At 51.5% G+C, this 26441-nt stretch carries 25 protein-coding genes; 12 read left to right on the top strand and 13 right to left on the bottom strand.

Annotated features, from left to right (window positions below; all coding sequences use genetic code 11):
* Positions 1 to 26 precede the first annotated feature (26 nt).
* Positions 27 to 1628 (top strand): ABC transporter substrate-binding protein, encoded by a 1602-nt coding sequence (locus AS151_RS13755; RefSeq protein ID WP_084639590.1) that lies wholly within the window; start codon positions 27 to 29, stop codon positions 1626 to 1628.
* 889 nt (positions 1629 to 2517) lie between these two features.
* Here the strand turns inward: AS151_RS13755 and AS151_RS13750 are convergent.
* Genes AS151_RS13750 through AS151_RS13740 form a run of 3 tightly spaced genes read right to left on the bottom strand, consistent with a single transcriptional unit; the run spans position 2518 to position 4238 of the window.
* Entirely contained in the window at positions 2518 to 3168 is a 651-nt protein-coding gene (locus AS151_RS13750; protein ID WP_071517653.1) for a hypothetical protein, read from the bottom strand.
* A gap of 24 nt (positions 3169 to 3192) precedes the next feature.
* Positions 3193 to 3519, bottom strand: coding sequence for an MgPME-cyclase complex family protein (locus AS151_RS13745; protein WP_071517626.1), 327 nt, complete (start codon positions 3517 to 3519; stop codon positions 3193 to 3195).
* On the bottom strand, positions 3516 to 4238 hold the full coding sequence (locus tag AS151_RS13740; RefSeq protein ID WP_071517625.1) for a pyridoxine 5'-phosphate synthase: 723 nt from the start codon (positions 4236 to 4238) through the stop codon (positions 3516 to 3518). Before AS151_RS13740 ends, AS151_RS13745 begins: the two co-directional genes overlap by 4 nt.
* 325 nt (positions 4239 to 4563) lie before the next feature.
* On the opposite strand from AS151_RS13740, the gene AS151_RS13735 reads away from it, so the two are divergent.
* The 3 genes from AS151_RS13735 (at position 4564) to trpE (ending at position 9009) form a co-directional block, all read left to right on the top strand.
* Entirely contained in the window at positions 4564 to 6672 is a 2109-nt protein-coding gene (locus AS151_RS13735) for a DICT sensory domain-containing protein (RefSeq protein WP_071517624.1), read from the top strand.
* Positions 6673 to 6912: 240 nt separating this feature from the next.
* Complete coding sequence (locus AS151_RS13730) at positions 6913 to 7338, top strand: photosystem I reaction center subunit II PsaD (protein WP_071517623.1); 426 nt, start codon at positions 6913 to 6915, stop codon at positions 7336 to 7338.
* 129 nt (positions 7339 to 7467) lie between these two features.
* A complete protein-coding gene (trpE, locus tag AS151_RS13725; protein WP_071517622.1) occupies positions 7468 to 9009 on the top strand; it encodes an anthranilate synthase component I in 1542 nt (513 codons plus the stop codon).
* Positions 9010 to 9026: 17 nt separating this feature from the next.
* On the opposite strand, the gene AS151_RS22840 is transcribed toward trpE, so the two are convergent.
* The 4 genes from AS151_RS22840 to AS151_RS13705 form a co-directional block, all read right to left on the bottom strand.
* Positions 9027 to 10268 (bottom strand): septal ring lytic transglycosylase RlpA family protein, encoded by a 1242-nt coding sequence (locus tag AS151_RS22840; RefSeq protein WP_170861403.1) that lies wholly within the window; start codon positions 10266 to 10268, stop codon positions 9027 to 9029.
* Between the two features lie 180 nt (positions 10269 to 10448).
* Complete coding sequence (locus tag AS151_RS13715) at positions 10449 to 10997, bottom strand: hypothetical protein (protein WP_071517620.1); 549 nt, start codon at positions 10995 to 10997, stop codon at positions 10449 to 10451.
* 186 nt (positions 10998 to 11183) lie between these two features.
* Positions 11184 to 11846 (bottom strand): sigma-70 family RNA polymerase sigma factor, encoded by a 663-nt coding sequence (locus tag AS151_RS13710; RefSeq protein ID WP_071517619.1) that lies wholly within the window; start codon positions 11844 to 11846, stop codon positions 11184 to 11186.
* 144 nt (positions 11847 to 11990) lie between these two features.
* The gene (locus tag AS151_RS13705; RefSeq protein ID WP_071517618.1) at positions 11991 to 12974 is read right to left on the bottom strand and encodes an aspartate carbamoyltransferase catalytic subunit; all 984 of its coding nucleotides are present in this window, start codon (positions 12972 to 12974) and stop codon (positions 11991 to 11993) included.
* Between the two features lie 254 nt (positions 12975 to 13228).
* On the opposite strand from AS151_RS13705, the gene AS151_RS13700 reads away from it, so the two are divergent.
* The gene (locus AS151_RS13700) at positions 13229 to 13780 is read left to right on the top strand and encodes a GerMN domain-containing protein (RefSeq protein ID WP_071517617.1); all 552 of its coding nucleotides are present in this window, start codon (positions 13229 to 13231) and stop codon (positions 13778 to 13780) included.
* Positions 13781 to 13854: 74 nt separating this feature from the next.
* Here AS151_RS13700 and AS151_RS13695 read toward each other — a convergent pair whose 3' ends face one another.
* On the bottom strand, positions 13855 to 14208 hold the full coding sequence (locus AS151_RS13695) for a carboxymuconolactone decarboxylase family protein (RefSeq protein ID WP_071517616.1): 354 nt from the start codon (positions 14206 to 14208) through the stop codon (positions 13855 to 13857).
* A 332-nt stretch (positions 14209 to 14540) separates the two neighbouring features.
* Between AS151_RS13695 and AS151_RS13690 the strand changes: the two genes are divergently transcribed.
* The 5 genes from AS151_RS13690 to AS151_RS13665 all read left to right on the top strand — a co-directional run bounded on the left by AS151_RS13690 (position 14541) and on the right by AS151_RS13665 (position 19691).
* Entirely contained in the window at positions 14541 to 14867 is a 327-nt protein-coding gene (locus AS151_RS13690; protein ID WP_071517615.1) for a DUF6825 family protein, read from the top strand.
* Between the two features lie 213 nt (positions 14868 to 15080).
* Positions 15081 to 16823, top strand: a complete 1743-nt coding sequence (locus AS151_RS13685; RefSeq protein WP_084639595.1) for an AarF/ABC1/UbiB kinase family protein — start codon at positions 15081 to 15083, stop codon at positions 16821 to 16823.
* Positions 16824 to 16987: 164 nt separating this feature from the next.
* Positions 16988 to 17725: a PP2C family serine/threonine-protein phosphatase gene (locus tag AS151_RS13680; RefSeq protein WP_071517613.1), complete on the top strand. Its 738-nt coding sequence runs from the start codon at positions 16988 to 16990 to the stop codon at positions 17723 to 17725.
* A 409-nt stretch (positions 17726 to 18134) separates the two neighbouring features.
* Positions 18135 to 18335: an NblA/ycf18 family protein gene (locus AS151_RS13675; RefSeq protein ID WP_071517612.1), complete on the top strand. Its 201-nt coding sequence runs from the start codon at positions 18135 to 18137 to the stop codon at positions 18333 to 18335.
* A gap of 459 nt (positions 18336 to 18794) precedes the next feature.
* Positions 18795 to 19691: a universal stress protein gene (locus AS151_RS13665; protein ID WP_071517610.1), complete on the top strand. Its 897-nt coding sequence runs from the start codon at positions 18795 to 18797 to the stop codon at positions 19689 to 19691.
* A 3-nt stretch (positions 19692 to 19694) separates the two neighbouring features.
* Here AS151_RS13665 and AS151_RS13660 read toward each other — a convergent pair whose 3' ends face one another.
* Both AS151_RS13660 and AS151_RS13655 read right to left on the bottom strand, forming a co-directional pair.
* Complete coding sequence (locus AS151_RS13660) at positions 19695 to 20138, bottom strand: hypothetical protein (RefSeq protein WP_071517609.1); 444 nt, start codon at positions 20136 to 20138, stop codon at positions 19695 to 19697.
* Positions 20139 to 20200: 62 nt separating this feature from the next.
* Entirely contained in the window at positions 20201 to 21448 is a 1248-nt protein-coding gene (locus AS151_RS13655) for an anhydro-N-acetylmuramic acid kinase (RefSeq protein WP_071517608.1), read from the bottom strand.
* Between the two features lie 264 nt (positions 21449 to 21712).
* Between AS151_RS13655 and AS151_RS13650 the strand changes: the two genes are divergently transcribed.
* Complete coding sequence (locus tag AS151_RS13650) at positions 21713 to 22111, top strand: Hpt domain-containing protein (protein ID WP_084639587.1); 399 nt, start codon at positions 21713 to 21715, stop codon at positions 22109 to 22111.
* Between the two features lie 133 nt (positions 22112 to 22244).
* Here AS151_RS13650 and psbV2 read toward each other — a convergent pair whose 3' ends face one another.
* From psbV2 to accD, 3 genes are all read right to left on the bottom strand, one after another.
* A complete protein-coding gene (gene psbV2 / locus AS151_RS13645; protein ID WP_071517607.1) occupies positions 22245 to 22784 on the bottom strand; it encodes a photosystem II cytochrome PsbV2 in 540 nt (179 codons plus the stop codon).
* A 230-nt stretch (positions 22785 to 23014) separates the two neighbouring features.
* Positions 23015 to 23503 carry a photosystem II cytochrome c-550 gene (gene psbV / locus AS151_RS13640; RefSeq protein WP_071517606.1) on the bottom strand — a complete coding sequence of 163 codons (489 nt, stop codon included), beginning with the start codon at positions 23501 to 23503 and terminating at the stop codon, positions 23015 to 23017.
* A 540-nt stretch (positions 23504 to 24043) separates the two neighbouring features.
* Positions 24044 to 24973 (bottom strand): acetyl-CoA carboxylase, carboxyltransferase subunit beta, encoded by a 930-nt coding sequence (accD, locus tag AS151_RS13630; RefSeq protein WP_071517604.1) that lies wholly within the window; start codon positions 24971 to 24973, stop codon positions 24044 to 24046.
* 705 nt (positions 24974 to 25678) lie between these two features.
* On the opposite strand from accD, the gene AS151_RS13625 reads away from it, so the two are divergent.
* Positions 25679 to 26245, top strand: a complete 567-nt coding sequence (locus tag AS151_RS13625; RefSeq protein ID WP_071517603.1) for a hypothetical protein — start codon at positions 25679 to 25681, stop codon at positions 26243 to 26245.
* Positions 26246 to 26441 lie beyond the last annotated feature (196 nt).

Raw genomic sequence — 26441 nt, 5'->3', positions numbered from 1 at the left:
TTTCTTGTTGTTTTTATTTGAATTTTATGTCTGGAGGAAATAAGGAAACCAAGGTATTGGTGGGAGCTTTGCTAATTACAGCGGTGATTCTGGGAGGCGTCTACTGGATCGTGAAAAGCCGCTTTGGTGGCGATTTTCGTGCCCTCATGGGAAATCAACCCACGCCTACCTCAGGCAATGCCCCCTCTGGCAATGCTGGCGGTGGCAACGGCGACGGGCAAACGGCACAGCAGCTGCAAGGCAAAGTCAGCGGTGGTGACACGCTTTTGTTGAAAAGTCAAAGCGATGTTTCCCGTCAAGAACAGCAAGCGATCGGGGCGTTTGCGGAAGGCGATTACTCAAGAGCGAGGAAGTTGTTTGCCCAGGTTTTACAAGCAAATGCCAACAATCCAGAGGCGCGGATTTACTATCAAAATGCGAATTTATTAGCCAATCCGAATGCGGAGGTCTATACCATCGCCGTAGTGGTGCCAGCAAGGGTGCCTGGCGATCGCAACAAAGCCGCCGCCATTTTGCGCGGGGTTGCCCAAGCACAGCACGAAGCCAACGAATCCAACCCCCAAATTAACGGGAAAGGATTGCAAGTTCTCATCGCCGACGATGCCAACAGCCTTAGCGAAGCGGAGAAAGTTGCCCGGCGTTTGGCAGCCAGTGAAAATGTGGTCGCGGTTCTCGGTCACTACACCAGCGAAACCACCCAAGCGGCACTGCCGGTTTACCAAGAGCAACAAGTACCGGTGATTTCCGCCAGCAGTACCTCCGATAACTTATCGGAATTTTGTGCCGAACAAGGAGATTCCTGCTTTTTCTTCCGTACTGTGGGCAACAATCAAGCCAATGTGGATTTCTTTAGCGAGCAGTTGGTGAGCAACGCCCGGCGGGCAGCTATTTTGTATAGTTTCAACAGCGATTACAGCCAATCTTTCCAAAGCAATTTTCAAACCCTGTTCCCCCAATATGGGGGCACGGTAACGCAAATTTCGGCAAACAATCTTTCCCAACCTGGATTCGACGCGCAAGCAGCCATTTCCCAGGCACAACAGCAAGGCAGCGAGGGGATAGTTTTGGTACCCGACGGGGGCACGTCGGCAGCTTCCCTACGCAATGCCATTGATGTTATCGAAGCCAACCAGGGTCAGTTGTGGATAGCGGGTTCCAGTGCTTTATACAATCCCGAAACCCTGCGGGAATTGCAAGACGCTTCTATGAATACTTTGGAAACGTTCGTGACTTATGCACCCTGGCACTATACTACTGGCTGCCAAACCCCCGGCGGGCAAGCGTTCTGTGATGGTGCTAACCAGTTGTGGGGAACCAGATTTCTCAGCTGGCGCACTGCCATGGCTTACGATGCTGCCCGCGCTACGATTGCTGGGTTGCGATCGCTTTCCGGTTCCGGTGGCGATATCCAGCAGCTACGTCAAACTTTCCAACAAACCCTCTCAGACCCAAGCTTTGAAATTCAAGGTGCTACCGGTGTGGTGGCTTTTGACCCCACCAACCACAACCGAGAAAATCCCCCGCGAGAAATGGTGCGTATTGCCCTCTGTGAGAGGTTGCAGTATGGTTTGGTCTTTTTACCGTTGGAATACAATACCCCTGCAGATGCTGGTTTGAGTTGTTCCTAAGCGCTGCGAGACGAAAACAAAATCTTGGATAATGTAGATTATACGTCCCCAAGTAAACCAACTTAAGTGATATATATGCCATCTAGTTCCGGTTTCTGAGGCAGCAGAACTCTTAGGTGTTTCGACAAGAACCATATTCGTAAATGGGAATTTGAAGGACGGATTAAAGCAGTCCGAACTGAAGGAAACCATCGTCGGTTTGATGTGTCGGAATTCTTGGGTGAAAAATAAGGATGTTTCTGGGACTTCTACTTACGCCCGTGTTAGTAGTAAGGACCGAAAAGAAGACTTGAAAAAAAAACAAGAAATGGTATAAGCCTGTGGACTAGGTTGCGCCGTCGCATCTAGGAAAAGCTCCTTGTGGGAAAGAAACAGGAAGTTAACGTCAAGTTTAACCGATTGGGTTAAGTTTGTGTAAGTTTGTCAGAACGGCTAGTTCCTGCTACAGCAACATCGATACCATTTTCTGCAGTTCTTTCAATCCTCATTTGCCAGGTTAATATCTATTCTCAGTAGATTTTGGCTTCCAAATTCCAGGATGGCATGGGAAAAATGAATTTTTTGGTGATTGGGGATTGATTTTGGCAGGGGATTGACATATAATTTTAATAATGGAATTAGTAGGCTCAATTTAAAAATTGCGTCTATTCCCATTATCTAAAAGTGTCTATATATAAAATACCATATTTGGGGAGATATTGGGAAAAATTTTCGCCTTTTTCTTTCCTTTCTAAAAGACCAAGCCGGCACCTGGGTACAAGGTGAACCTATTCAACCTGCGATATGTGGGTTTCAAAACAGAGTCGGAGCGTTTTTGTGGAGGTGCCTCGCCAAGCGCGATCCTAACCAGAGCTACTTGCTTCCTTCCCCCAACGATTTCTGTAAAAACTCACCGAGAACTTTCTGGCGTAACTTGCACGCGCTCGGTCAGTACCCTCACCCGGCGATTGTCTACGATCGCAACCCAAAAACCGCGATCGCTAAGCTGGCGCATGATTTCATTGGCGGCTTCCAATTGGTCGGTAGTTTCTACCAGCAAATAATGCTCTTGCGCGTAAGCTACCAAACCAATATCTCGATCCGATCCCAAAATATCTTGTAGCTGCCGAGCAATTTCCGGGCGATTGAAAAAATTGACCAGAACCGCATAGGTGGCATTATTGGTTTGCGAACCATTTCCCACTTGGGCAGGTGCTAGCTGCGTTCCCGGTGCCACCACCAGCGACTCTAATCCTAACGTGTTGCTGATATAATCAGCCCAGGCATTGGCAATAGCTTGGTTGGGAAAGCTCCCTACCCGAGTAACCGTAGTATTTTGATAGCTACAAATATTGGTTTGTAAAGTTGGCGGTAACAAATCACTGACGCGCTGTTGGTCGGCGGGGGTATTGCTATCCACCAACAGCAAATATGCCCCCGATGGGGGAGGCTGGCAAAAAGACGGTTGCGATCGCGCGCGGTGACCGGTAGAACCCACCCAAATCGCGATCGCTATGCCAGACCCCCAAATCAGCCGTCGCCACACCCTTCGATCGAACATAGCCACCCCCACCATTGACAAATGCTAAGCCGTCGTCAAAGATGCCAAAGGATCTGGAATCGTTTCCGAAGGCGCTTCAAATTCTCCCTTCACCACGTATTCCAAACGCAATTTCAACCAATTGCGAAAGTTTATATCGGTGGTAATGACTGCCGCTGCCGGTTGGGGGCACTGTTGTTTCACCGACTTCATTTCCGGCGCTTCCAGAAAGGCCGGTTGGCGCACCAGCCAGAAATCAATTTCCTTGCCTTTTCTTTCATAGTATTGGGTGCGCTCTTCTAACACCTCTGCTAGAGGTTCTTCTTCCAGCAAAAAATGCTCGCTGGCTAATACGTAGTAGTACCTGGTCATAGTTCCCCTCGCATTGCTTGTTTCATTTCACGCACGGCACGTTCCAAACCGACCAAAACCGCTCGAGCGACGATCGTATGACCAATATTAAGTTCTTCCATCCCTTCCAGACAAGCCACCGGACGTACGTTTTGGTAGGTGAGACCGTGACCGGCATTGACCCGCAATCCCAAATCCCGGGCTTGTGCGCATCCTTGGGCAAGAACTTGGCATTCTTTGTGTTGTTGCGCCTCTGTCTGGGCTTCGGCATAGCGACCGGTGTGCAGTTCGATGAATCGAGCACCCGTTTTCGCTGAGGCTTCGATTTGGGCTGGTTCGGCATCGATAAACAGACTAACGGGAATTCCCGCCCCTTGCAAGCGATCGACCACCTCCGCCAAATGCGATCGCTGCCCGGCAATATCCAAACCGCCTTCGGTAGTGACCTCTTCCCGTTTTTCCGGCACCAAGGTAACGTAGTCTGGCTTCACCTCCAAAGCAATCGCAACCATCTCGTCAGTTGCCGCCATTTCCAAATTTAAGTGGGTTCTGACCGTTTCGCGCAAACTCCGTACATCGCGATCTTGAATGTGGCGGCGGTCTTCGCGCAGGTGGGTGGTAATCCCGTCGGCACCGCCCAATTCTGCTAAAACCGCGGCCGCCACTGGATCCGGTTCCACCGTTTTCCGTGCCTGTCGAATGGTCGCCACGTGATCGATATTGACACCCAGGGTAAGCATTGATGCTTTGCTTTTTTGTTTGTGCATCCTTTATTGTACTAGGAAGAGGACGCACAGGAGTCTTTTGTTTGTAGCGGTGGGCGTTCTTCGCGCCAATTTGGGCCAATTCTTGCCTAGCAGCGATGGAGGGCGCATGAAGTGAAGAAATGTAAATTTTTTCGCCTCCGGAAAAATCCCAAAAACGAACGCAAGCATGGGATGGGCTGTGGCTCTATCCCACAAGCAGCGATCGGAACAACATCCTCAGCGCCTAGTAGCATAGTTTTTAGAGCAAATCTTATCGATAATTCAATCTATATTGGTAATTCGGCCTGTAAGCTAGTTGATGAGCATTCCTAATTCGGTTCTGGAAGATCTGCTGCGCACCATTCCCCAGTTGCGACCGCAAATTTACTTCAAATCTTCTCTAACGGCACTTTCCCATGCCATGGAAGATCAAGTTTTGGCGGGGAACGAGCAACCTTTGGTAATTGCCAGTTTTCAGCGGGAACGGTTTTACCGTCAAGAGGCCCATCGATACCGGCGCATTGCCCAAGTGACGCCCCAAGTGTACGTTCTGGCAGCTCCAGATACGGAGTTTAACAGCGACTTCACCAAAGAAGTTCATAACTACGAAACCATTGCTTTCGACCCCAGCGATCGACTGACCCAGGAATGGCACCTCATTGTCATTGGTCAGCAGTATTCTGTCTGCCTAATTTGCAGCGAACGCCCCACCCCACTGCCGGATGTGGAAGCTGGAGAAGAAGTGGTTTTGGATGTGGATACCGCCAGGCGTTTTGAAGGGATTTGGACCTTCGAGCGTCAAGTTTGCCTAACGGGGGCAGCTTTGTTGCTCGATCGCATTGCTACCTACCGTACGGAGTTGCAAGAGAAAATCGCACAAACCAAGCAGCAGTATGGGATTTCCCAAGCTAGCAACGTTCGCGGAAATAGTGAAGCCACACCGTATACGGAAATTGACCCCGGTCCTTTTGCCCAGCGCCTCGTCACCTACTTGCAGGCCGGTCAGTATAAATTGCTCAAAGCCTACCGTTCCATATCCGCACAGGAACGCAAGCAGCGCCTGGTGAATTCTATTACCAATGCAATTCGCAAATCCCTCAATCCCGAAGCGATTTTGAAAGTAGCGGTTCAAGAATTAGGACAAACTTTGCAGTGCTGCCGCTGTTTGATTTACCGCTGCAAATCCACCGATAGCAACGCCACCATTCAATACGAGTATCTCGGTGCCAATGTGGATTCGTTAGCCGGTCAAACTTGGAACTTGCAGGAGAATCCCCTGTTTCAGGAGGTGGTCCAAACCCAGCAAAAAGTATGCGTCACCGATACGCAAAGCGACCAACGCTTGCTAAAGGAGGGCGACAGCCAACAGCCCATTCCAGAGTTGGTTCGTCGCTGGGATATTAGCAGTTGGTTGATGGTGCCGTTGCTCTATCAAGGACAGCTGTTAGGAATGGTAGAGGTACACAACTGCAGCAGCTGCGAAACCCATCCCCAACCTTGGCGTAAGGAAGATGTGGATTTGGTCGAAGCGATCGCTGCTCAAGTGGGCATTGCTCTCATCCAAGCCCAAGCCTACGCCAGTTTGGACGAACTCAACCAACAATTGGAGGCGTTGGAACAAACCCGCAGCAACCTGATTGCCATTACCGGTCACGAACTGCGAACGCCGCTTTCTACGATTCAAATTTGTCTGGAAAGTCTTTCCGCCGAACCAGATATGCCAGCAGACCTGCAACAGGTGATGGTGAGTTCCGCTTTAGCCGACGCCGAACGCATGCGGGATTTGGTCTACGATTTTATTACCCTCTCGCGTCTGGAAAGCGGCCGGGTGGAATGGAACATCGAACCGGTTTCCCTGCGCGAGTGTGTCGATTTATCCCTCAGCAGCATTCGTACCCGCCACCAACAGCAAGATAAAGATCTGCCCCAAGTGGAAATGCAGGTATCCGACAATTTGCCCTTGGTACACGCGGATGGCGAGTGGCTGGTGGAGGTGCTTTCCAAACTGTTGGACAATGCCTGTAAGTTTACTGATGCCTCTGGGAACGTGCGTATTGCCGCCCAGGTGAAAGGCGATCGCTTCGTACAAGTCACCGTCGCCGATACCGGCCGCGGCATCGACCGCAACCGCCTAGAAGCCATTTTCGATCGCTTTTATCAGGAAGAAGGTGCTTTGCAGCGTACCACCCGGGGAACCGGATTGGGATTGGCGATCTGCCGCCAACTCGTACAGCGCCTGGGTGGAGAAATTTGGGCCGAATCCGCCGGCAAAGACCAAGGCAGCCAGTTTCACTTCACCCTCCCCCAAGCCACCACCGATAGCGATGGCACGATCGCCGAGTCTTCCCCATCCCCAAGCCAAACCAAAAGCACCAAATCCTCCCGTTCCTCCAAACGCAGCTCCCGCCAGCGCGGGGCCAAACTTTAAACAACGCCCTCGATTATGTAACAGTTTTTGACAGATGCGTTAGTGACTTACCAGGAGGGTGATACGATACCGTAAAAATCCCTATAGTTTGTTTAACAGAAGCGATTGGTCTTCCCTATGAAAACCATAGGGAGGGTCCTGCCTTTCAGCTTTCCGTATAGGGATAGCCGGGCAACGAGCCGGATTAAATTCCTTGGTGCCATAATACAAACACGGTTTGCAAACGCTTGGAGGTTTTATATGACAGAGCTACAAGGACAACCACCCGTTTTCGGTGGCAGCACCGGTGGCCTGCTCAGCAACGCTGACCTAGAAGAAAAATACGCGATTACCTGGACCAGTCCCAAAAGACAGGTGTTTGAAATGCCCACCGGTGGCGCTGCCATTATGAACGAAGGCGAGAACATTGTCTATTTGGCTCGCAAAGAGCAGTGCCTGGCTCTGGGAACGCAATTGCGTACCAAATTTAAACCCAAAATCCAAGATTATAAAATCTATCGCATTTATCCCAACGGCGAAGTCGAATACCTACACCCCAAAGATGGCACCTTCCCCGAAAAAGCCAACGAAGGGCGTCCTTATGTAGGCAAAATGGACCGCACCATTGGGAAAAATCCCGAGCCTGCCAAGCTGAAATTTAGCGGCAAGCAACCCTTTGACGTTTAAGCGGGATTTGGCTTTCTTACCTATAAGATAGAGAGAGAAGTAGGGGATCGTTGCTGGCCGCCAAGCGATCGCAAAGGTCGTGGTAGCTGGAAGCGCTCCTCTACTTCTTTTCGACTTTCTGGTGAACCTATGATTCTGCCGGATTTCTCGGAATTTGTACAACTCGCCCAGCAAGGCAATTTTGTACCGGTGTATCGGGAATGGGTCGCCGACCTGGATACGCCGGTTTCCGCTTGGTATAAAGTTTGCGCCGGCCATCCCTACAATTTTTTGTTGGAGTCGGTAGAAGGGGGAGAACGCCTGGGGCGCTACAGCTTGCTGGGATGCGACCCCCAGTGGATTTTAGAAGCGCGGGGCGATACCACCCGAAAAATCGATCGCGACGGTACGGTGGAAACCTTTTCCGGCGATCCGTTTGTCGTTTTAGCCAATTGTTTAGCAGCGTATCATCCCGTAAAGCTGCCGCAGCTGCCACCGGGAATCGGTGGGTTGTACGGGTATTGGGGTTACGAACTGATTCGGTGGATGGAACCGCGGGTACCGGTCTATCCCCCCCAACAGCAAGACCTGCCCGACGGGATTTGGATTCAAGTCGATCGCCTGTTGGTTTTCGACCAAGTCAAACGCAAAATTTGGGCGATCGCCTATGCCGACCTGCGCGATGAGAACACTGACTTAAAAGCTGCCTACGACCGAGCAGTGACGCAAGTTTCGCGCATGGTCAACAAGCTACAAACGCCCCTTTCCCCGCAGGATACCTTCCTACAGTGGACCCCACCCAACAACCAAACCGCCGACCAGCCGCTTCCCAGCTACACTAGCAATACCACCGCCGCAGCGTTTCGCGAATCGGTCCGCCGCGCCAAACAGGACATTCAAGCGGGAGATATTTTTCAAGTAGTGCTTTCCCAGCGCCTGGATGCTAGCTACCAAGGAGAACCATTTCACCTCTATCGGTCTTTGCGCCTCATCAATCCGTCTCCCTACATGGCTTATTTCCAATTTGGCGACTGGCATTTAATCGGTTCCAGTCCGGAAGTTATGGTGAAGGCAGAAAGAACCGCCGATGATAAGTACGTAGCTACCCTGCGCCCCATTGCCGGTACCCGCCGCCGCGGTCAAACCACCGCAGAAGACGAAGAACTCGCCACCGAACTGCTCGCCGACCCCAAAGAACGCGCCGAACACGTCATGTTGGTGGATTTGGGACGCAACGATTTGGGAAGGGTTTGCCAAAAAGGCAGCGTCCGCGTGGATGAGTTAATGGTGGTAGAGCGATACTCCCACGTTATGCATATCGTCAGCAACGTGGTGGGAGAAATGGACGACAGTCAAACCGCCTGGGATTTGCTGAAAGCCTGTTTTCCCGCAGGTACAGTCAGCGGTGCCCCCAAAATTCGCGCCATGGAAATTATCTACGAACTGGAAGGCAGCCGCCGCGGTCCCTATTCCGGTGCCTACGGTTACTACGATTTTGAAGGGCAGCTCAACACCGCCATTACCATCCGCACCATGATGGTCCGCCAGCGTCCTACAGGAGAGTATACGGTTTCCGTACAAGCCGGAGCTGGGGTAGTAGCAGACTCAGACCCCCAAAAAGAGTACGAGGAAACGTTGAACAAAGCGAAAGGATTGCTAGAAGCCATTCGCTGTCTGGGAAATAACGCCTAAATGCTCTGCTACTTTCTCTAGTCGGTATAGGCACGCGCCGAAAAGAAGGGCAATTCGCTCTTTTGCATCAGCGAGGCTTCCACAGGAACGACACCAGCCACTTCGCTTTGCAAGCAGCGGGCAGCCTGCCAGGATAAATCCAGTATTCGCGGCTCTACGTAAGGACCGCGGTCGTTGATGCGGACAATGGCAGAACGACCGTTTTCGGTGTTGGTGACTTTGAGATAGGTGTTAAACGGCAAAGAAGGATGGGCCGCGGTGAGTTCCTGTTGGTCAAAGGTTTCGCCGGTGGCCGTCAGCCGACCGTGAAAAGAAGGTCCATACCAGGAAGCCAACCCAGAAATTTGTTGGTCGGTTGCCGCCAAGCCGTGCATTTTGGTTTGTGCTTCCACCAAAGATAGGGGCAAGGTGGAAAGAGCAATGCGTAGCTTGTTTGCCCATTCGATAGCCAGCAGTTCGTTGTTGCGCTGTTTGCTGCTGGCAATGTTTTCGGTAACCAAAAAGAGAATGCGATCGCCGTAGGTAGCCCCAGGAACGCCACGCACAATCGCTGGTTGGATTTGGGTGCCGTCCAAGTCTTCGGTACGTAGCAACGACTCCAAATTTCTCGCCATTTGCAGCGCGTAAATCCGATTGGTTACCTCCGCCAGTAAATAGCCTTGCACCCACACCTGGTATTGGGTGACTTTTTTGAAGTTGCTAGCGGTCCTTTTTTGGTGCTTGCTGATGGTTTGGGTGGCATATTCCTGGCTGGAACCAGGTACCTGCGCATCTACCCAAGGCGGCGTTTGCCGCTGCCACCCCTGGCGTTGCAAAACCACCACCGGATATTTATGAATGCTGTTGGTATCCGAGTCGTTGCGCTTGCCCACAGTCAAACGCTGCCAAATTCCCAATAACCGTCCAAACAAACCCTTGCTCTCTGGTTTGTAGGATTGGGGAAAGATTTGTTTGCTGGTTTCCTTCTCTAATTTTGGCGGGGCAGGCGTGGTAGGACCGCGTTCGGAGGTACAAAATTTTTGTTCCCTAGAAGCCAGCCAGGGAAGCGTTCGTAGGATAGGTTGTATTTGTTTGACACTCGTAGAAGATCCATAGCTTGGTTGGGGGTTGCTCGCCAGTGGAGAGATGGGCAACCACGCCAACACGCTAGCTGGTTGGGAAGCATCGGCTGCCACCCCACCTGGGGCTACTGGAGCCTCAAAGCCATCGGTGTTGACACTAGGTAGCACGGAGGTAGGGGTTGTACTTGTGGCAGCCAAACAGCTGATGCAGGAAGCTATCCCAACAAGTCCAAATAGGGACATAAAGCATCGGAATTTACGGCAATCTCGGTCTTTGCTTAGATATTCCTCTAGTATAGCGGTTCGCATCCGGTTGCGTCAGAAGTGGGGATCGCTTCCTTCCTTAGCAGTGCTACAGCCAAAGCAAGCTGGCTGGGTTTAGCGATCGCCGTTGGTAGGCTTCTGCTGGCGGTCGAGGCGATGGGGATCTACCGACATTTGGGGAATTTCCACCACCGGACGCTTCAAAGCCAGAGTGACGGATTCGCGCACGCTGGTGGATGGTGGTAACGTTGGACTTTGTACCAACTGCGGGGTTTGCGAGCGGGGAAAGAAAGATAGACCGGATACAACCCCAATAAACAAAGCCGCGATCGCGCCGCCTCCCCAAATCCAAGTTCGTTGCTGGCGACGTTTCGCCCGTTGGAGAACCTGTTCCACCACCAAATCGGTGGGTTGGGTAGATGCTTCTGGAATGGGCAAATTGGATATGCCCTGGCGCAATTGCAGCAATTGCCGGTAGGTCGCTCGCAATTTCCGGTCGGAAGCCAGCCACTGTTCCACCTGCTGGCGTTCGCTGGCGTTCGCTTCGCCATCTAGATAGGCATTTAAAAGTTCAAAGCGGTAGCTGCACTCTGGTGTTTGCGCTTGCGGGTCTTGCGGGCCCCCCTGTGCCGAATCTGGCTCGTACCAAGAATTTGATGTCATGGTCCTAATCACCACCTACATTGCTTGGGTCAAAAACCCAAAGAAAACCACGGGGAAATTACTGAATTTATTGTAAAGGAATTCAAAGTATTGCGATCGCGCCAGAAACGCCGGTCCTTACGGACCACAATCAAGTTTGGGTGAAACCGAATCCCCGCCAACGAGGTTTTTCGCAATTGCGGGCAATTATTCAGCTTCTAAATACTTTTGCAATTCCATTTGCAAGCGGGCGCGCGCTCTGGCAATGCGAGACTTAACCGTTCCTAGAGACACACCGGTAATCGAAGCAATTTCTTCGTAGGACATCCCTTCAATTTCCCGCAACACGATGGTGGTGCGAAAAATTTCCGGCAGTTGGGCGATCGCGCTGCGTAGTTGGTCGTAAAACTCCCGCGTAGCCAAATCGCCATCGGGACTGGGATGATCTCCTGCTACTTCCCAATCTACTTCTCCATCCTCGAGGGGGCGCGGCGCATCCAAAGACAAAGGTTCGCGAAATCGCTTGCGTTTGCGCAGTTCGTCGTAAAACAAATTGGTGGTAATCCGACTCAGCCACCCCCGAAATTTACCCGGTTCTTGCAATCGCTTGACATGGCGATAAACGCGCAGCCAAACTTCCTGCGCCAAGTCCGCACGATCCTGCCACTCCGGCGCTAGGTGGTACAAAATTCTTTCCACATGGGGTTGGTAGCGACGCATTAACTCAGCAAAGGCAGCCCTTTCGGGGCGCAATCCTTGTTGGCAGCGTCGAACTAGCTCGTCGTTGGGTAGTTGTTTGGGAGGCTGCACTGCTTCTTGGGGAACGGTTACCCCAGCCGTGGAACAGGATATAGGCAGAGTATCGCTCATGGAAATTCTAGCTCATCAACGTTCCTCTTTCCCTATGACACGGCTGCGGCAAAAAGGTTTCCGAAATCAAAAACATTGGTGAAGGTGGGAAACGGCGCTACACCCCAAAATGGCCGGGAATAGGAGAGAATTTCCCTCTCAATGCTACGAATTTCCTTTCCCACCACCGATCAAATATAGCAAGGCCATGCGTACAGCAACACCGCTGGTTACTTGCTGGGAAATCAAGCTAAAATCCGGGTCATCCATCAACTCGGAGCTGATTTCCACACCGCGGTTAACCGGTCCTGGATGCAGGACTTTGACATGGGGCTGGCACAGCTGCAAGCGCTCGCGGGTCAAACCAAACTGCTGGTGGTATTCCCGCAGGCTCGGGAGTAAATGCTGTTCCATGCGTTCTTTTTGCAGCCGCAGGGTCATGACAAAATCGGCCTTTTCCAAAGCCGGTTCCAACTGCCAGCCCACCAACAAGCGATCGCCCGCCAGGTGCGCAAATTCCGGCGGCAATAAAGTAGGAGGAGCTGCTAGATAAACATCAGCACCTGCTGCAGTCAAACTCCAAATATTTGAACGTGCCACCCGGGAGTGCAAAATATCCCCCACAATGGCAATTTTTTTCCCTGCCAAACTAGCAATGTGGGGGCGGTCTTCATCGAGCAGCGAACAAATGGTAAACAAATCCAACAACGCTTGCGAGGGATGTTCGTGCTGCCCGTCGCCGGCGTTCAACACCCGCACCGGTGCCCCCAAGCGTTCCATTTCTGCCGCGATCGCGTGGGGAACCCCAGCTTCGCCGTGGCGTACCACCATAATATCGCTGCCCATAGCCCAATAGGTTTTCGCCGTATCAAAAATGGTTTCTCCTTTGCTTAAAGAAGAGGTTCCCGGGGAAAAATTCATGGTATCTGCCGACAGCCGTTTGGCAGCTAGCTCGAAACTGCTGCGAGTCCGGGTGGAAGGCTCGAAAAACATAGTGGTGACCACTTGCCCTTGCAGCGTGGGCACTTTTTTTACCTGGCGCGAGAGAACATCCCGAAAACTAGCCGCCGTTTGCAAGACAGCATCGTATTCTGCCGGTTGAAAGTCAGCGAGGGAGAGAATGTGCAGGCGATTCCAATCCGTCACGATCGCAGCTTTGAGTACGGGCCAACCCCATCATAGACGATCGCGGCGATACCAAAAGGATTTTTCTGGATTTTCTCCGCTAGCGACCGAAGAAGGTCCCAGGGGCGCTCACGCGTTGCGCCCCTACTGACACGAAATCCGAGGTACATACACCCACCAAAATGTAGGGGTAGTGGTAGTGCCCCCGTGCCTACCCCTACAGAAAGATCTTGGTTTCCCTATGTTGGATTTGGTATGAATGCTATGGGGCATGCAAAATGAAAGAAAATCTTAAAAAATATCTAGCCGCGATCGCGATCGCCAGTGCCTCCTGTTTGGCCAGCTGTCAGTTTCCCGTCTCCGAGACCCCCTCTTCCGTTCCCCCGACTTCTTCCCCCACACCAGACCCTGCCCCAGCTTCCCCTTCTCTGCCCCAAACGACCCCCACGCCTACTCCCACGCCACCTACCACTGCACCGCCGGTGGCCGTTACCATTTACCAAATGGACAACCAATGCCAAACTTTGGTTCCCCAAACCATCCAGGTTCCCCAAGAGCAATCCTTAGAAGCCACCCTGCAAGAACTCTTACAACCTTGGAACGACGGCGATTTTTCCTTGGTCGGCTATCGGGTACAAGTGGACCCACAACGCCAGCAAGCCACCGTCGATCTGCGCCTAGCTCCCAATGCCAGACGGCGGTTTGTTTCCCTCTCCAGCTGCGAACAGCGGGCTTTGTTCGGCAGTTTGCGCCAAACCATGACCCACAATCCCCAATGGTCTATCCAAAAGGTGGAATTTACGGCCGGTGGCGACCCCATCGATCTGTAGCCGCATCGGCCAGCAAAAAACCCGCAGCGTCTCCAAACTGCGGGCAACTTCGCGTACGCGAACTGGAAAACTGTCTAGCTTTGTTGTTGGAACTCTTCCATGGCTTGGAGAACGTGGGTAGAATGCATCACTGCCGGTCCGCCACCCATGAGAATGGCAACCCCCAACGCATCCATGATTTCTGCTTCCGAAGCCCCGGCTTTTAGGGCATCGTGGGTGTGGAAGGCAATGCAGTCGTCGCATTTTTCCGCGACGGCGATCGCCAGGGCAATGAGTTCCTTGGTTTTGGCATCGAGGGCACCACTTTTAGCAGTGGCCTTGTGGGTGGTGGAGAAGCCCTGCATGACTTCCCCTTGACCGCCCATTAGTTTTTGCATGTAGGACTGAATTTGTTGCAGCCGTTCTGGATAGGAAGTTGCTGGTGCCATTTTTATAACTCCTTAATTGTTTGGTTATGTATAAACCAATAAAAATTTTAACAGGCCCGCCACCCACCAGCCAACCAAAAGGCAAGCAAGGATAGCTCAGCGATCGAAAGCGCTCGCACGTTATAATTTCTTGCGGATACATACAAAAATTTACAGTTTTGGCATCGCTGGTTGGGTAAGAGCAGATATTGGCCACCCAAACACCAGCCTATTGCTTGGGGAAAGATGCCTTTTTGCCCGCCAGCCCGGGAATTGACCGCCCATAACGATCGGGCGAAGCGGCCCTGACCGCAGGAATCTCCTAGAACGCTCGCACACAACAGGAGTTTTTTATGAATAACCCCGTTTTACAAGCCTTCTTCATTGGTAGAGCTTTGGCAGAAAGCATCAGCGAAGAAGTGGAAAAAAACATCACCAACCTTCTCAGCGAGGTGGGGAAATTTGACGCCGAACAGCGGGAAAATCTGCGCCAGTTTGCCGATCGCGTCATGGAACGGGCCCACCAAGAAGCGGAAACGTCCCTAGAAGGAACCACCAACGGCAATATCTTGCAATCCGACGGTTCCAGCGGAGATCTGCAAGCCAATATTGACGAATTGCGCGCAGAAATGGCACAACTGCGTACGGAATTGCAAAACTATCGCGCTCGCAGAAGTTAGGCAATTTTTCGGTAGTAAACCTGTACCAAAATTCATTATCCTCAATAGGGGAGAGAACATTGCCAATGTTACCGGCGCGCGAGCGATCGCGTCTGTGCCCACCATCTCCCCAAGTACCAACCCATGGTACGATGCCATCCCCCCCCTCAAAGACCAAGAAATAGCGTGTCTGCAGTTTCAGATGATTCGGTTGCTACCCCCCAAGTGGAGTCTATGACCCTCACGAAAAAGCCGGTTGCCAGCGATCGCCAATCGGCTGCTGACAACCAAACCTACGTCACCAAAACGTACCGTTGGAACCAACCCAACTACTCCAAATTCAACCGTCGCCTGCACATATGGCGATTCGTGTTTGCCTTTCTGGTTAGTTTGTGGTGGAACAACAAAAACTGGACCTACTTGGGAGGCGCTACCGAGGCCAAAAAAGCTCGAAGACGCCGTCGCCAAGCCATTTGGATCCGGGAAAGCTTGCTGGATTTAGGACCCACCTTCATCAAGCTCGGGCAGCTTTTTTCCACCCGTTCCGATCTCTTTCCCAGCGACTACGTAGAAGAACTCTCGAAGTTACAAGACCGGGTCCCTGCCTTTGACTTCGAGCAAGTAGAAACCATCGTCCAAGAAGACTTTGGCAAAAACATTTCCCAGCTCTATCGGTATTTCAACCCCGTTCCCATGGCCGCTGCCAGTTTGGGACAAGTACACAAAGCCCAACTGCGCAACGGTGAAGAAGTGGTGGTCAAAGTCCAGCGTCCGGGCTTGCGGCAGCTGTTTCACATTGACCTCAGCATTGCCAAAACCGTCGTCCAGTACTTCCAAAACCATCCCAAATGGGGCCAAGGTAGAGACTGGCTGGGCATTTACGATGAATGCTACCGCATCCTCTACGAAGAAATCGATTATATCAACGAAGGCCGCAACGCCGACACCTTCCGGCGCAACTTCCGCGACCAAGACTGGGTGCAAGTACCGCGGGTGTACTGGGGGTATACCTCCAGCCGTACCCTTACCTTGGAATACATCCCCGGTATTAAAATTAGCAACTACGAAGCCCTGGAAGCTTCCGGTCTCGATCGCCGGCGTCTGGCGGTTTTGGGAGCTGATGCTTACCTGCGCCAGTTGCTCAACCACGGCTTTTTCCACGCCGATCCCCATCCGGGCAACATTGCGGTCAGTCCCCAAGGATCGCTGATTTTCTACGATTTTGGCATGATGGGGCGCATCCGCCCGGACATCCGCGAGCAAATGATGGAGCTGTTTTTTGGGATTGCTGAGAAAAACAGCGATCGCGTGGTGGCAGCCCTCATCGAACTGGGTGCTTTAACCCCCACCGGCGATATGGGCCCGGTGCGTCGCTCCATCCAGTACATTTTAGACCGGATGATGGAGCAAACCTTTGAAGAACAGTCCGTCAGCGCCATCAGCGACGACCTGTACGAAATTGCTTACGACCAACCCTTCCGCTTTCCTGCCACTTTTACCTTTGTCATGCGGGCTTTTTCCACCCTAGAAGGCGTTGGAAAAGGTCTCGACCCGGATTTCAACTTCATGGAAGTGGCCAGACCTTTCGCCATGCAAATTATGAACGACGGAACTTCCAGCGATAACAACAGTATTTTTAACGAACTCGGCCGCCAAGCCGCCCAAGTCAGCAGTACCGCCTTGGGATTGCCCCGCCGCATTGACGATACCATCGAAAAACTGGAGCGGGGCGATTTGCGCTTGCGGGTCCGCTCCATCGAGACCGACCGCGCCTTGCGACGTTTGGGAGATATGCAGATGGTGACCAGCTATTCCACCCTTGCTGGTGCTTTCAGTATCTCTGCTACTGTTTTATTGGTGGCCGGTCAAGGTTGGGTGATGTGGTTGGCGCTGCCGGTGGCTGGCGGGGCTGGTGCCATGGGAATCAATGCCATCCGCGTTCTTAAGCGCATCGAGAAGTTCGATCGCATGTTTTAGGCGGGAACCATCGCCATCGGCCGCCAGGGGCGCTCTCGATGTGGTAAGCTAGACGTTTTGTATTGGCTAGCAGCAGCATCCGAGCAACAGATGGCGTTCTATACGTTTTTGAAGGTGTATTAAAAAAGAGAAAGAAAACCTGTTTGATGGGTAGGTACTGTGGAATGACACCAGAATTTGCTGGTCGCACGGATACGGGGCTTGTCCGTAGCGTTAACCAAGATGGTTACTATATGGATCCGCAAGGGAAATTTTTTATCGTGGCGGATGGCATGGGGGGTCATGCTAGTGGCGACGAAGCCAGCCGCTTGGCTCTAGAGGCATTTCAGTCCTATTTTAGGGAAAATTGGGACACGCCAGCGGATACGCCGACGTTGATTCGGCAAGGATTCAACGCTGCCAATCAAGCCATTTTGCAAGTACAGCAGGACAATCCCGAAAAAGCCGATATGGGCACCACGGCGGTTTTGGTGATGGTACGGGAGGAGCAGTGGTGGTGGGCCAATTTAGGAGATTCTCGCTTGTATCGCTGGCGTCAGGGGCAGCTACAACAGCTGACTCGGGACCATACCTTGGTGGCTAGGGCGCTGGCAACGGGGAGTTTGAGTTGGGAACAAGCGCGCGAGCATCCCCTGCGTCATGTTTTGTATAAGTGTTTGGGGCGCGAAGATTTGGGAGAAAATTTGGAGAAGGTGGATGTTGAGTCTTTTGAGGTGGCTGTCGGCGATCGCTTGTTGTTGTGTAGCGATGGCTTGACCGAAGAAATTACCGATGCGGAACTAGCTGAATGTTTCCAGGGAGAGGCTTCCTGTGAAAAACGAGCCGCCGATGCCATCGAACTGGCGAAAAAACGCGGCGGTAGCGATAATATCACCGTGATTTTTATTTCTGTTCCCGAATAGGACTTGCTTGCCTGGTGGTGGGGAGCGTCGAACAACCGGAAGCTTGGAGGTGGGGAAATGGCCGAGATAGCCGTTTCCTTTTTTTTTGGGAAGCAATTGAAAATTTTTATCGGTAAGTAGCGATCGCCAGTGGGTATTTGTTCGCAGCGAGCATTGTCCGGTAGAACGACCTGTTACAAAATCCCTAAGCATTCAGACAGGGTGCCCTTGCCATCCAGTCTTCAAGATAAACAGTGGGCAAATTGTCAAATGTTTGTTATATTTTTTTACAAAGACACCCAAGCTCGCAACCTGAGTTTGGGAATCCTAGAAAGTAAAGTAAAAAATACAGCCGACAGCGGGGAAATTCCTACTTTTGATGTTGGGAACCCCTGCACTCGGATTGTACATTTCCCCAAGGAGGTCCATAATGAACCAACCGATCGAACTTTCCCTAGAGCAGCAGTTCAACCTATGGTCGTTTAAAAGCCAAGTGGACAAAATGAGTCGCGAACAGGCTCAAGAATTTTTGGTCAACCTCTACGAGCAAATGCTGGTTCGAGAGGCAACCTATAAAGAACTGCTGAAGCACCAGTGGGGCATTGAAGATTCTGGTATGAACTTCCAGTAATCCAGTCGTGCCGCAATGGGCGACCTCCCTCTCCTGCTTGGTTCTTGCAAAAGAAGCTAGCCGGGGTTGATGGGGCGTCTTAATTGCACTGGTAACCTGATAGAAGCGAGATCGGTCCTTGCCTTGAACGAATAGGATGAAAAAAATGACTCGGCGTCGCCAGTCTCGCTACACAAACGACACCGAAAACCACCAACTGTGAAGACTTTCTAAAGAATTTTTGCCAAAATTTCGCCAATTTGTGGTGTTACTGCCCCAAAACTTCTTTGCTGCCGCCTTAGCCAAGCATTCTTCCATTACCGAGAAACAAGCCACATCCACCCGGTAAAAACCATTCGCACTCGGGATCAAACGCCACATTTTTCCAAAAGTCGGATGGCTTCCCACTTTGCTATGTTTGGCGTAGGATAGTCCTATTAAAGAAAATTCCTGTTTAGATGCTTGGTTGGCGTTTCAATCATGTTTCAAAGCTGCTTAATTTGCACCGATTTTGAAGATGGACTCCACCGTCTCACCAAATTTGTTCCCAGTTTGGCTGCATGTGGGTTCAATCGCATTGTATTTATGCACAGCGTTCCCCTGCGCACCAAAACCATGATTCCCAAGCCGGATGAAAAACGTATGGACGAGGCGCGGGAAAGATTGCAGGTAGACCGGGAAAACATACCTGAAGGGGTCGAGGTCAGGAGTGAAGTGGTTTCCGGAGAACCAGTGGATTGCATTTTAAAAGTCGCTGCCGACCACGGCAGCCAACTGCTGATGGTCGGCGCTTCCAACCGCAGCATGCTCGCCGAAAGTCTGTTTGGCAGTACGACGGTGGAACTTTCCGATCGCGTGGAAATTCCCATTTTGACCGTACCCGAAGCGTTGGTATCGGCTTTGACCGACGAAGAGTTGGATCTGCGCTGCCGCCACTTGTACCGCCATTTGCTGCTTCCCTACAACGATAGCGCCGCCTCGCAACAACTGACCAAGTATTTGCAACAACACCTTCGCGATCGCGGTTTGGGGGGGTGCCAAACTTGCCTGTTGAGCTGGGTCATCGAAACCGGCGGACCAATTGCTTTGGATGAATATCAAAAATCCCAGCAAGAAGCCGCACGGGAAAAAATCGACCAGGTCAAAGAAGAGTTGGCGTCTTTAGGCTTGCAAGTGACCACCGATGTACGCCTGGGCAAATCCGTGGTGGATCTGCTAGAACTGGCACGCATGTCCAACATTTGCGCGATCGCCATTTCATCCGACAAACTAGGCAAATACTGGCGCTTTGCCCTCCCCAGCGTAGCAGCAGAAGTCCTGCGACGGAGCTTTCAGCCGGTACTGTTTTTCCCTACTTTAGAACCAGACCAGCAATAACCATCAAGCTTGACGTTCCAAACGCGCTTCCATGGCACTGGTTAGGTAGTGACCGGCCATCACGGCACTGGATAGATAGTAGCAACTAGCATCAACTCGGGTCAGGGTTTCAAAACCGCTGCGGCGCTGTTTGTCACCCAAAACCCAATACCGTTGCAAAATAGACTCTGGCGCAATCCATCCTTCGCCTTCAACGCGGCCGAGGTCGCTATGCTGCAAGACGAACGTATACTGACGTTCTCCCACATCCAAATGCCCGCGGTACTGAAAGGTAATTTCATTTCTTTGGGTACCGGGGAAGACCAGCTTGGTGACCATGGTAAACCAGTCCTCCCGCGTCCAAGCAACCAGGGTTTTGCCTTTCACTTGTACGGGACTGCCATTGCGTTCCAGCCAGTTCCCCTCTAGCAACCATCGACCTGGTTCTAAAAGAAACGTATGCGTCACACCCTATTCTCCGGCTGTTTTGACCTGCGACTACTAGCATTCTATGCTATGTGCGGACGTACTTACGGCATGGATTTGGGAAAACCATGTAGATCGCCAAGCAAGACATAGTCTCGGGCACCAGTAACTGAGGGCAGATTGCCGGGAATTCCTTGCTGGTGCCAGCAGGCTAAGACCGCAAAGGCGATCGCTTCTTTAAAATCGGCACTGACCCCCAACTCGTCTGTTCTCCGAACTTCAATGGGTGTGCCAGTAGGATTGGCTGGCTGCAAGCGTTCGTACAGTCGCTGTTGGAGATAGCCGTTGTGGCTGCCGCCCCCACACAGCAAAACCAAATCCGGCATTTGGGGTAAGAAGGTTTCATAGCTGTGGGCAATGGAGGCTGCCGTGAGTTCGGTAAGCGTTGCCAAAATATCGGCATCCGACAAACCGCGATCGCGTGCATCTGCCAAACCAGTCTGCCAAAACGAACGCCCAAATAATTCCCTGCCCGTCGATTTCGGCGGTGGTTGCTGGAAAAAGGGATGCTGCAGCCATCGGTCAACCAAATCCTGGCAAGGGGTACCAGCAGCTGCCCATTCGCCGTTGCGGTCGAAGGTTTGCTCGCCCCCGGAAAGCTCCGCTGCTGCCATATCCAACAAACTATTGCCCGGTCCGGTATCCCAACCCACAATTTGGCGTTCCCAATCTTGTTGGGCGGCGGAAACGGGAAATTCTCCCTCCAAGGTTTTGGGATGCCGCCGCACCGATAGCGTTCCCCGAGGTGGCAGGTAGGTAACGTTGCCAATCCCACCAATATTTTGAATGCAGCGACTTTGCCGTTCGTCTGCCAGCAGGTAGGCATCTACCCGGGGAACCAAAGGCGCACCGTGACCGCCGGCGTGAATATCGGCAGCACGAAAATTGCTGGCAGTGGGAATACCGGTTTTTTGGGCAATGGTGGCCCCCCGCCCCAATTGGATGCTGTATCCCAAGCGGCTATCCCCGTTTTCTGATTTGGGGGGTTGGTGATATACAGTTTGCCCGTGGGAACCGATAATGGCAGCGGGGGCAAAACCCGTTTGAATTTCGGTGGCGGCCTGTGCGAAGATTTCCGCAACGCGATCGTCCAAAGCAGCTAGGTCTGGTAGGGAAATGGGTTCTCCCTGAGCTACCTGCCAAAGTTGCGATCGCAAAGAGGCAGGATATTCCCAAGTTTGGGCTGCCAGCAACGTCAAGCGTACCTGAGTAGGTTCGGTGCATATATCCGCCAGCACCACATCGATTCCGTCCATGGAAGTGCCGCTGATTGCACCAATTGCTCTGGTCATCTTTCTTTGTAAGAACTAAGATAGTATTTGCTAATTCTTCATAAAATTCCTATCCGATTCTAAGATATGCTTGTGGTTCTGGTTGTATGATTTAGCCTATAAGAGCTCCCGTTCGTTATTTTTGTAACGGGAAGATGCTCGGAAAAATCCAACAGCTTCCAGTCTACTGAATCTCTATTTAAGAAAACGTTAGCCGGATAAGAGGGACAATGGCTTCTTATCGGCTGTGTTGTAGAAACGATAAAATTATTGGAGTTAAAAACCATGCCAGAGTCGTGGCAATCTACCAACGGCGGTAACCAACCACAAACATCTGACAGCGGTAACCAGGAACCCCCCATTAATTGGGAACGCCTGCACCAACTCGCCAACAACGACTCCGAATTTGAAACGGAACTGCTGCAAATTTTCCTTGAAGACGCCCGCACTCACCTAAACGGTGCTGGCGAAGCTTTTCAGCAGCAAGAGTTTGTGAAGCTCAAAGATGAGGCCCATCAATTAAAAGGTGCCAGTGCCAATGTGGGTGCAGTTCCCATCCAGAATACCGCTGCCGAACTGGAAAAAAAAGCACGCGCGCAAGACCCCGAAGGCATGAAGGAACTATTCCAGAAGCTAGAGAATTTGTTAGCGCAAATGCAGCAATTAATCGAGGATTCTGCTTAAATTGCCAGCCATCTCTTTTCCCGCAAGCCTACAACAACAATAGGCATGGGATGGTTTGGCGGTGTGGTTGGCAACAGCTATGGAACAGGAGCGAATCAAATTCGCTCCTACAAGGTATTTTGGGCGGCTACTTTCAAAAAGGGCTATCTCCAAAGGTATCAACACCCCACCCCGGCGCTTTTTCGGCCGCTCGTAGGATAAAAGCAGCCAGGTTCTCTACTTGCTGGCGCGACATCCAAGTATCGGGGACTTTACGGCACCAGTCGCTGGCATACTGACCGTCATAGGTCATAGGTTGGCGCATGTAAACAACCAAATTGTCGATATTATCCCGCGGTGGCGAAGCCCCTTGTAAGTCTTCTAAGGAAAGGGAAACTCGGGGATTGGGGAGAGTGGATCCACCAACGTGGCAGTTCAAACAATTTTCTTCAAATAGTTTTTTCCCGTCAGACAACGCCTGGGGCGAAAATTCTCTAGTTTCTCCCTGGGCATTGTAGGGAATTTCCACTGGTGCGGTAGCCCGCAAATATTGCTTAACGTAGGCGTCTATAGAAGCGGCTTGTGCTGGCAAAGCCGTTAAAAAAAATGCAACCGCTGTACCGACGAAAATCGATAGTTTGACAGCGATCGCGCTTGACCAGCCTGTGGGAACGGATATTTTTTGGAAAAACATACAACCGATATGGCTCGTTGGGAAAACAATGCTTGACGGCAACAGGGAAAAACTAGGAACGGTCTCAGGGAAACTGAAGAACCTTTCCCCAGACAAAGTGCCAACAAGCAACGATGGCAGGTTTTGGGAGATCCATCAGATACCCGGAAGAACCGTTCCTAGAAAACATAGGTGGGAAAAATCCATTTCCCCCCACGGAAGGTTGAAGTGGGAAGTTACCCGTGGAAAGGTTAGAAGTAAACCTTCCCGCCACCCCACCGGGGACCGAGAACCTGCTGTTGGATGAGGATATGACCGGCAATATCGCGCAGTTCCGACTCCGTCAGATTGCGCATTTCGGGATACAAATCGCTACGCTGGGTGTTGGGATGCAGTTCGGGAATTTCTTCAAAACCATCGTAGGTGGTGGGGTTTTTCATGTAGTCCACCAAAGCTTCCAAATTGTCGCGAGCAGGGTTGGCTCTTTCCAAACTGCTCTGGCTTAAATTCACATTGGGATTGGTTTTGGTTTCCCCGCCGTTGTGGCACTGAGCGCAAACGTCGTTAAACAAACGTTTCCCTCGTTCTGCTTGTTTGTTGGTCAGCGTAATATTCTCCCCTTCTGGGTTGAGTTTGACCGTACGTACCTCGGGATCTAGGTCAATGGCTATGGCGCTGCCTACCAGAACGTGGAAGGCGAAAAATACAGTGGCTACCGCCAGAGCGATGTATCTTTTCATGGTTTATCCTCAAAAAATATCGTGGATTAACGAAAGGGTTGCAGACAACAACATTTACTGAAGGAACTCTTGGCTAAAGCAAGCTTATTTGCTGCTTTCCTGGAGAGTCAAAATCAAAAAATAGGCAATAAACAAGTAGGAGATAGCGACCTCGCACCAACCAAAATAAGCAAAAATTCTCTTGCCCAATGGCGCGTTTTTTGATATCGCGATCGCTGCCGATCGCTTGGTCGAAACGGTTGGGACTTTGGTCTTAGATTCCCAACTGCCGTTGCCAGGAATTTTCTATCCAGTTTTTCGGTTCGGGAAAAAACGGGAACCAGCGAGCAGTGGGGCTATCTTTTCTCCTGGCTTCAACTGTCCGATCCTGACTGCCAAGCAACAGGATTCTAGGGAAAGTCGAGCTGGGGCCCCATGCCCATGACAGCTATCTCCGTTGAAAGTTTACCAGAATTTGAAAACATCCCAGAAACCATCAAAAACCATTTCATACTCCGAAAATTTCGATGGTCTCAGTGGCTGGTACCAACTGGAAGCATTTTAGGTGTGTTCTTGTTGCAAACTTTCCAACTCCACTTTTTCCGGTAGAGGAACCAGATAATTCTTGCTTGGCTGGGGTTGATGCAGGCTAAGCAATTGCGCCAGGGTTTTCTTCAACTGGGTACGGGGAACAATGGAATCCACAAATCCGTGTTCCAGGAGATCTTCGGCGGTTTGGAAATTATCGGGGAGTTTCTGGCGAATGGTTTGTTCGATCACCCGACGTCCGGCAAACCCAATGGTGGCTTTGGGTTCGGCGAGGATAATATCCCCCAGCATGGCAAAGCTAGCGGTCACGCCGCCCGTGGTGGGGTGGGTAAGGATGGGAATGTACAAACAACCGGCTTGGCGATGCTGCTGCAAAGCGCCAGAAATTTTGGCCATTTGCATCAAACTCAGCATGCCTTCTTGCATTCTGGCACCACCAGAGGCACAGACAATGATGAGGGGGAGTCCTTCTTGGGTGGCGCGTTCCACCAAGCGGGTGAGTCTTTCACCAACCACCGACCCCATGCTACCGCCGAGAAAGCGAAATTCCATAACTCCCAAGGCCACGGGAATGTTCTCCAAACGTCCCCATCCCGTCTGTACGGCATCAGCGAGTTGGGTTTTTTCTTGGTATTCGTTGAGGCGATCGCTGTAGGTTTTGCGATCGCGAAAGTAGAGCGGATCGGTGGGTTTGAGATGTTCGTCCAGGGGAACCCAGCTATTGGCATCGATCAATTGCTGAATGCGTTCGTGGCTGGGAACCAGCATGTGATGGTTGCATTCCGCACATACCTGTAGATTGTTCCGCAGGTCTTTGGTATAGGTTAAGACCCCACAGGCAGGACATTTCGTCCACAAACCATCTGCAATTTCGCGTTCTTGCCGCTGCTGGCTGATGGGAGCCGACTTCCTACGATTTGCAAACCAATCAAATATAGACATGAATGTACTCTTTCAAACTTTAAACTTTATGGATCGTCATGGAGACTTGGATGGTACCTAGAAATATGCTGGCTCGATCGGGGATTTGGGGTGGCAAGGGGACAACCCAATTGCTGCTTGGTTGTCGGTTGGTGAAACCACCAATGGCAGAGTTTTTGGTGTTTTGGCTACCAATCTTTACTTTCTCACCAACAATAGCTACATCGATCGTTAAAAATTATGAATAGGAAAATCAAACCACTTAGATGGTAAAAATTCATTCTACCAGGTCATTGGGGGTGGTAGGTGGGGCTGACCGGACAACAACGATTTCCAGAATGGTTCCTGGAGAGGCAAATAGGACGCCAGAATTTAGGAAAAGGTAACAGAATGACGTTTGGACTGGCTACAAGTACTTGGGTCTAGCCATCAGGGAATCGCTCGCTGCGTGTTTTTTCCCATCTTTCCTCTGCTATTGTCCCTGTTTCTAGGTCAAGGAAAATGTCGCTCGGGGATGGTACAGTTGCGGACCAACCGCAGGTTAGCACTACCGACAACCGTCCACCCACGTTGGTCAAATTCTACCGTAGCGCAGCAAGCATGCAGGAAAAACCGTTTTCCCCAGACAACCGACAGATCCTGCCAAATCGCTCAAGCACTGTCGGTCCTTGTTGCTAGGATGATTCCAGAGAACAGAGTGGTTTGTTTTTGAAGGTCCGTTGAGCCATGACCCATTCTTTTGTATCTTCCATTCCCGAATCCGTATCCTTTGAAGATGCGATCGCTTGTACCCAATCCTTGCTTTCTCAAAAAGAACAAAGCCATCTTACCGATAGCGAAGTACGAGAAGCGATCGCGCGGCTGGTACAAACCAAAGCAGGTACCAGAGGCTTTTTCGTTGCCTACCTCACCGACGAACGCGCCATAGCCGACCAACCGGACGATAGTATTTTGCAGGGATTGCAATCCGGCAGCGAGTGGGTGGCGGACATTTTGGTCAAAAACCTAGCCATGTCCACCGCCACAGCCATTTCCCACCGCCGCCAAAGCAATCAAGAACTTGGGTCGAGCCATGCCGCAGCATCCGAACGGGTACAAAAGCGATCGCGACAGCTGCTACAAAAACTCTCCCTACCGCAAATTCCTCAAATCGCCGCCGAAATGTACCAAAGCGCCACCGACGAAACTGGCAGCTACCATTCCTTTTACCAACGCTGGGGATACGACAGCGAGCAACGGCAAGCCATCCAACAAGCCTTGCACCCCTTGGTGCCAAAACAACCGCAAACCTAAAATTTCCAGCCCCATTTCCTTTATCGGTTAAGATTAGTAGAATTTAACGTATTGTGCTGCTGGTGGTAGCCACTGGCACGGGACGACCAAGATCGGCTAGACGCGATCGCTGCGGGGACATGGGGTCCTGTTGTCAGTGTGACCGTCTTCCGAAAACCAAACCCGGTGTGTAGGTAGTGAACGAGGAGCAACCCAC

The sequence above is a fragment of the Geitlerinema sp. PCC 9228 genome, assembly GCF_001870905.1.
In the GTDB taxonomy this organism is placed as follows: domain Bacteria; phylum Cyanobacteriota; class Cyanobacteriia; order Cyanobacteriales; family PCC-9228; genus PCC-9228.
Note: the sequence above shows the minus strand (reverse complement) of the source record. Positions and strands in the feature narration are given on the sequence as shown.

What these genes read in the sequence shown, in the direction of transcription:
- psbV (WP_071517606.1), bottom strand. Translation starts at nt 23,503, where the DNA reads ATGAAAAGATACATCGCTCTGGCGGTAGCCACTGTATTTTTCGCCTTC.
- AS151_RS13745 (WP_071517626.1), bottom strand. Translation starts at nt 3,519, where the DNA reads ATGACCAGGTACTACTACGTATTAGCCAGCGAGCATTTTTTGCTGGAA.
- AS151_RS13675 (WP_071517612.1), top strand. Translation starts at nt 18,135, where the DNA reads ATGAACCAACCGATCGAACTTTCCCTAGAGCAGCAGTTCAACCTATGG.
- accD (WP_071517604.1), bottom strand. Translation starts at nt 24,973, where the DNA reads ATGTCTATATTTGATTGGTTTGCAAATCGTAGGAAGTCGGCTCCCATC.
- psbV2 (WP_071517607.1), bottom strand. Translation starts at nt 22,784, where the DNA reads ATGTTTTTCCAAAAAATATCCGTTCCCACAGGCTGGTCAAGCGCGATC.
- trpE (WP_071517622.1), top strand. Translation starts at nt 7,468, where the DNA reads ATGATTCTGCCGGATTTCTCGGAATTTGTACAACTCGCCCAGCAAGGC.
- AS151_RS13685 (WP_084639595.1), top strand. Translation starts at nt 15,081, where the DNA reads ATGACCCTCACGAAAAAGCCGGTTGCCAGCGATCGCCAATCGGCTGCT.
- AS151_RS13695 (WP_071517616.1), bottom strand. Translation starts at nt 14,208, where the DNA reads ATGGCACCAGCAACTTCCTATCCAGAACGGCTGCAACAAATTCAGTCC.
- AS151_RS13750 (WP_071517653.1), bottom strand. Translation starts at nt 3,168, where the DNA reads ATGTTCGATCGAAGGGTGTGGCGACGGCTGATTTGGGGGTCTGGCATA.
- AS151_RS13700 (WP_071517617.1), top strand. Translation starts at nt 13,229, where the DNA reads ATGAAAGAAAATCTTAAAAAATATCTAGCCGCGATCGCGATCGCCAGT.
- AS151_RS13740 (WP_071517625.1), bottom strand. Translation starts at nt 4,238, where the DNA reads ATGCTTACCCTGGGTGTCAATATCGATCACGTGGCGACCATTCGACAG.
- AS151_RS13710 (WP_071517619.1), bottom strand. Translation starts at nt 11,846, where the DNA reads ATGAGCGATACTCTGCCTATATCCTGTTCCACGGCTGGGGTAACCGTT.
- AS151_RS13735 (WP_071517624.1), top strand. Translation starts at nt 4,564, where the DNA reads ATGAGCATTCCTAATTCGGTTCTGGAAGATCTGCTGCGCACCATTCCC.
- AS151_RS13655 (WP_071517608.1), bottom strand. Translation starts at nt 21,448, where the DNA reads ATGACCAGAGCAATTGGTGCAATCAGCGGCACTTCCATGGACGGAATC.
- AS151_RS13755 (WP_084639590.1), top strand. Translation starts at nt 27, where the DNA reads ATGTCTGGAGGAAATAAGGAAACCAAGGTATTGGTGGGAGCTTTGCTA.
- AS151_RS13680 (WP_071517613.1), top strand. Translation starts at nt 16,988, where the DNA reads ATGACACCAGAATTTGCTGGTCGCACGGATACGGGGCTTGTCCGTAGC.
- AS151_RS13715 (WP_071517620.1), bottom strand. Translation starts at nt 10,997, where the DNA reads ATGACATCAAATTCTTGGTACGAGCCAGATTCGGCACAGGGGGGCCCG.
- AS151_RS13730 (WP_071517623.1), top strand. Translation starts at nt 6,913, where the DNA reads ATGACAGAGCTACAAGGACAACCACCCGTTTTCGGTGGCAGCACCGGT.
- AS151_RS13650 (WP_084639587.1), top strand. Translation starts at nt 21,713, where the DNA reads ATGCCAGAGTCGTGGCAATCTACCAACGGCGGTAACCAACCACAAACA.
- AS151_RS13625 (WP_071517603.1), top strand. Translation starts at nt 25,679, where the DNA reads ATGACCCATTCTTTTGTATCTTCCATTCCCGAATCCGTATCCTTTGAA.
- AS151_RS13690 (WP_071517615.1), top strand. Translation starts at nt 14,541, where the DNA reads ATGAATAACCCCGTTTTACAAGCCTTCTTCATTGGTAGAGCTTTGGCA.
- AS151_RS13665 (WP_071517610.1), top strand. Translation starts at nt 18,795, where the DNA reads ATGTTTCAAAGCTGCTTAATTTGCACCGATTTTGAAGATGGACTCCAC.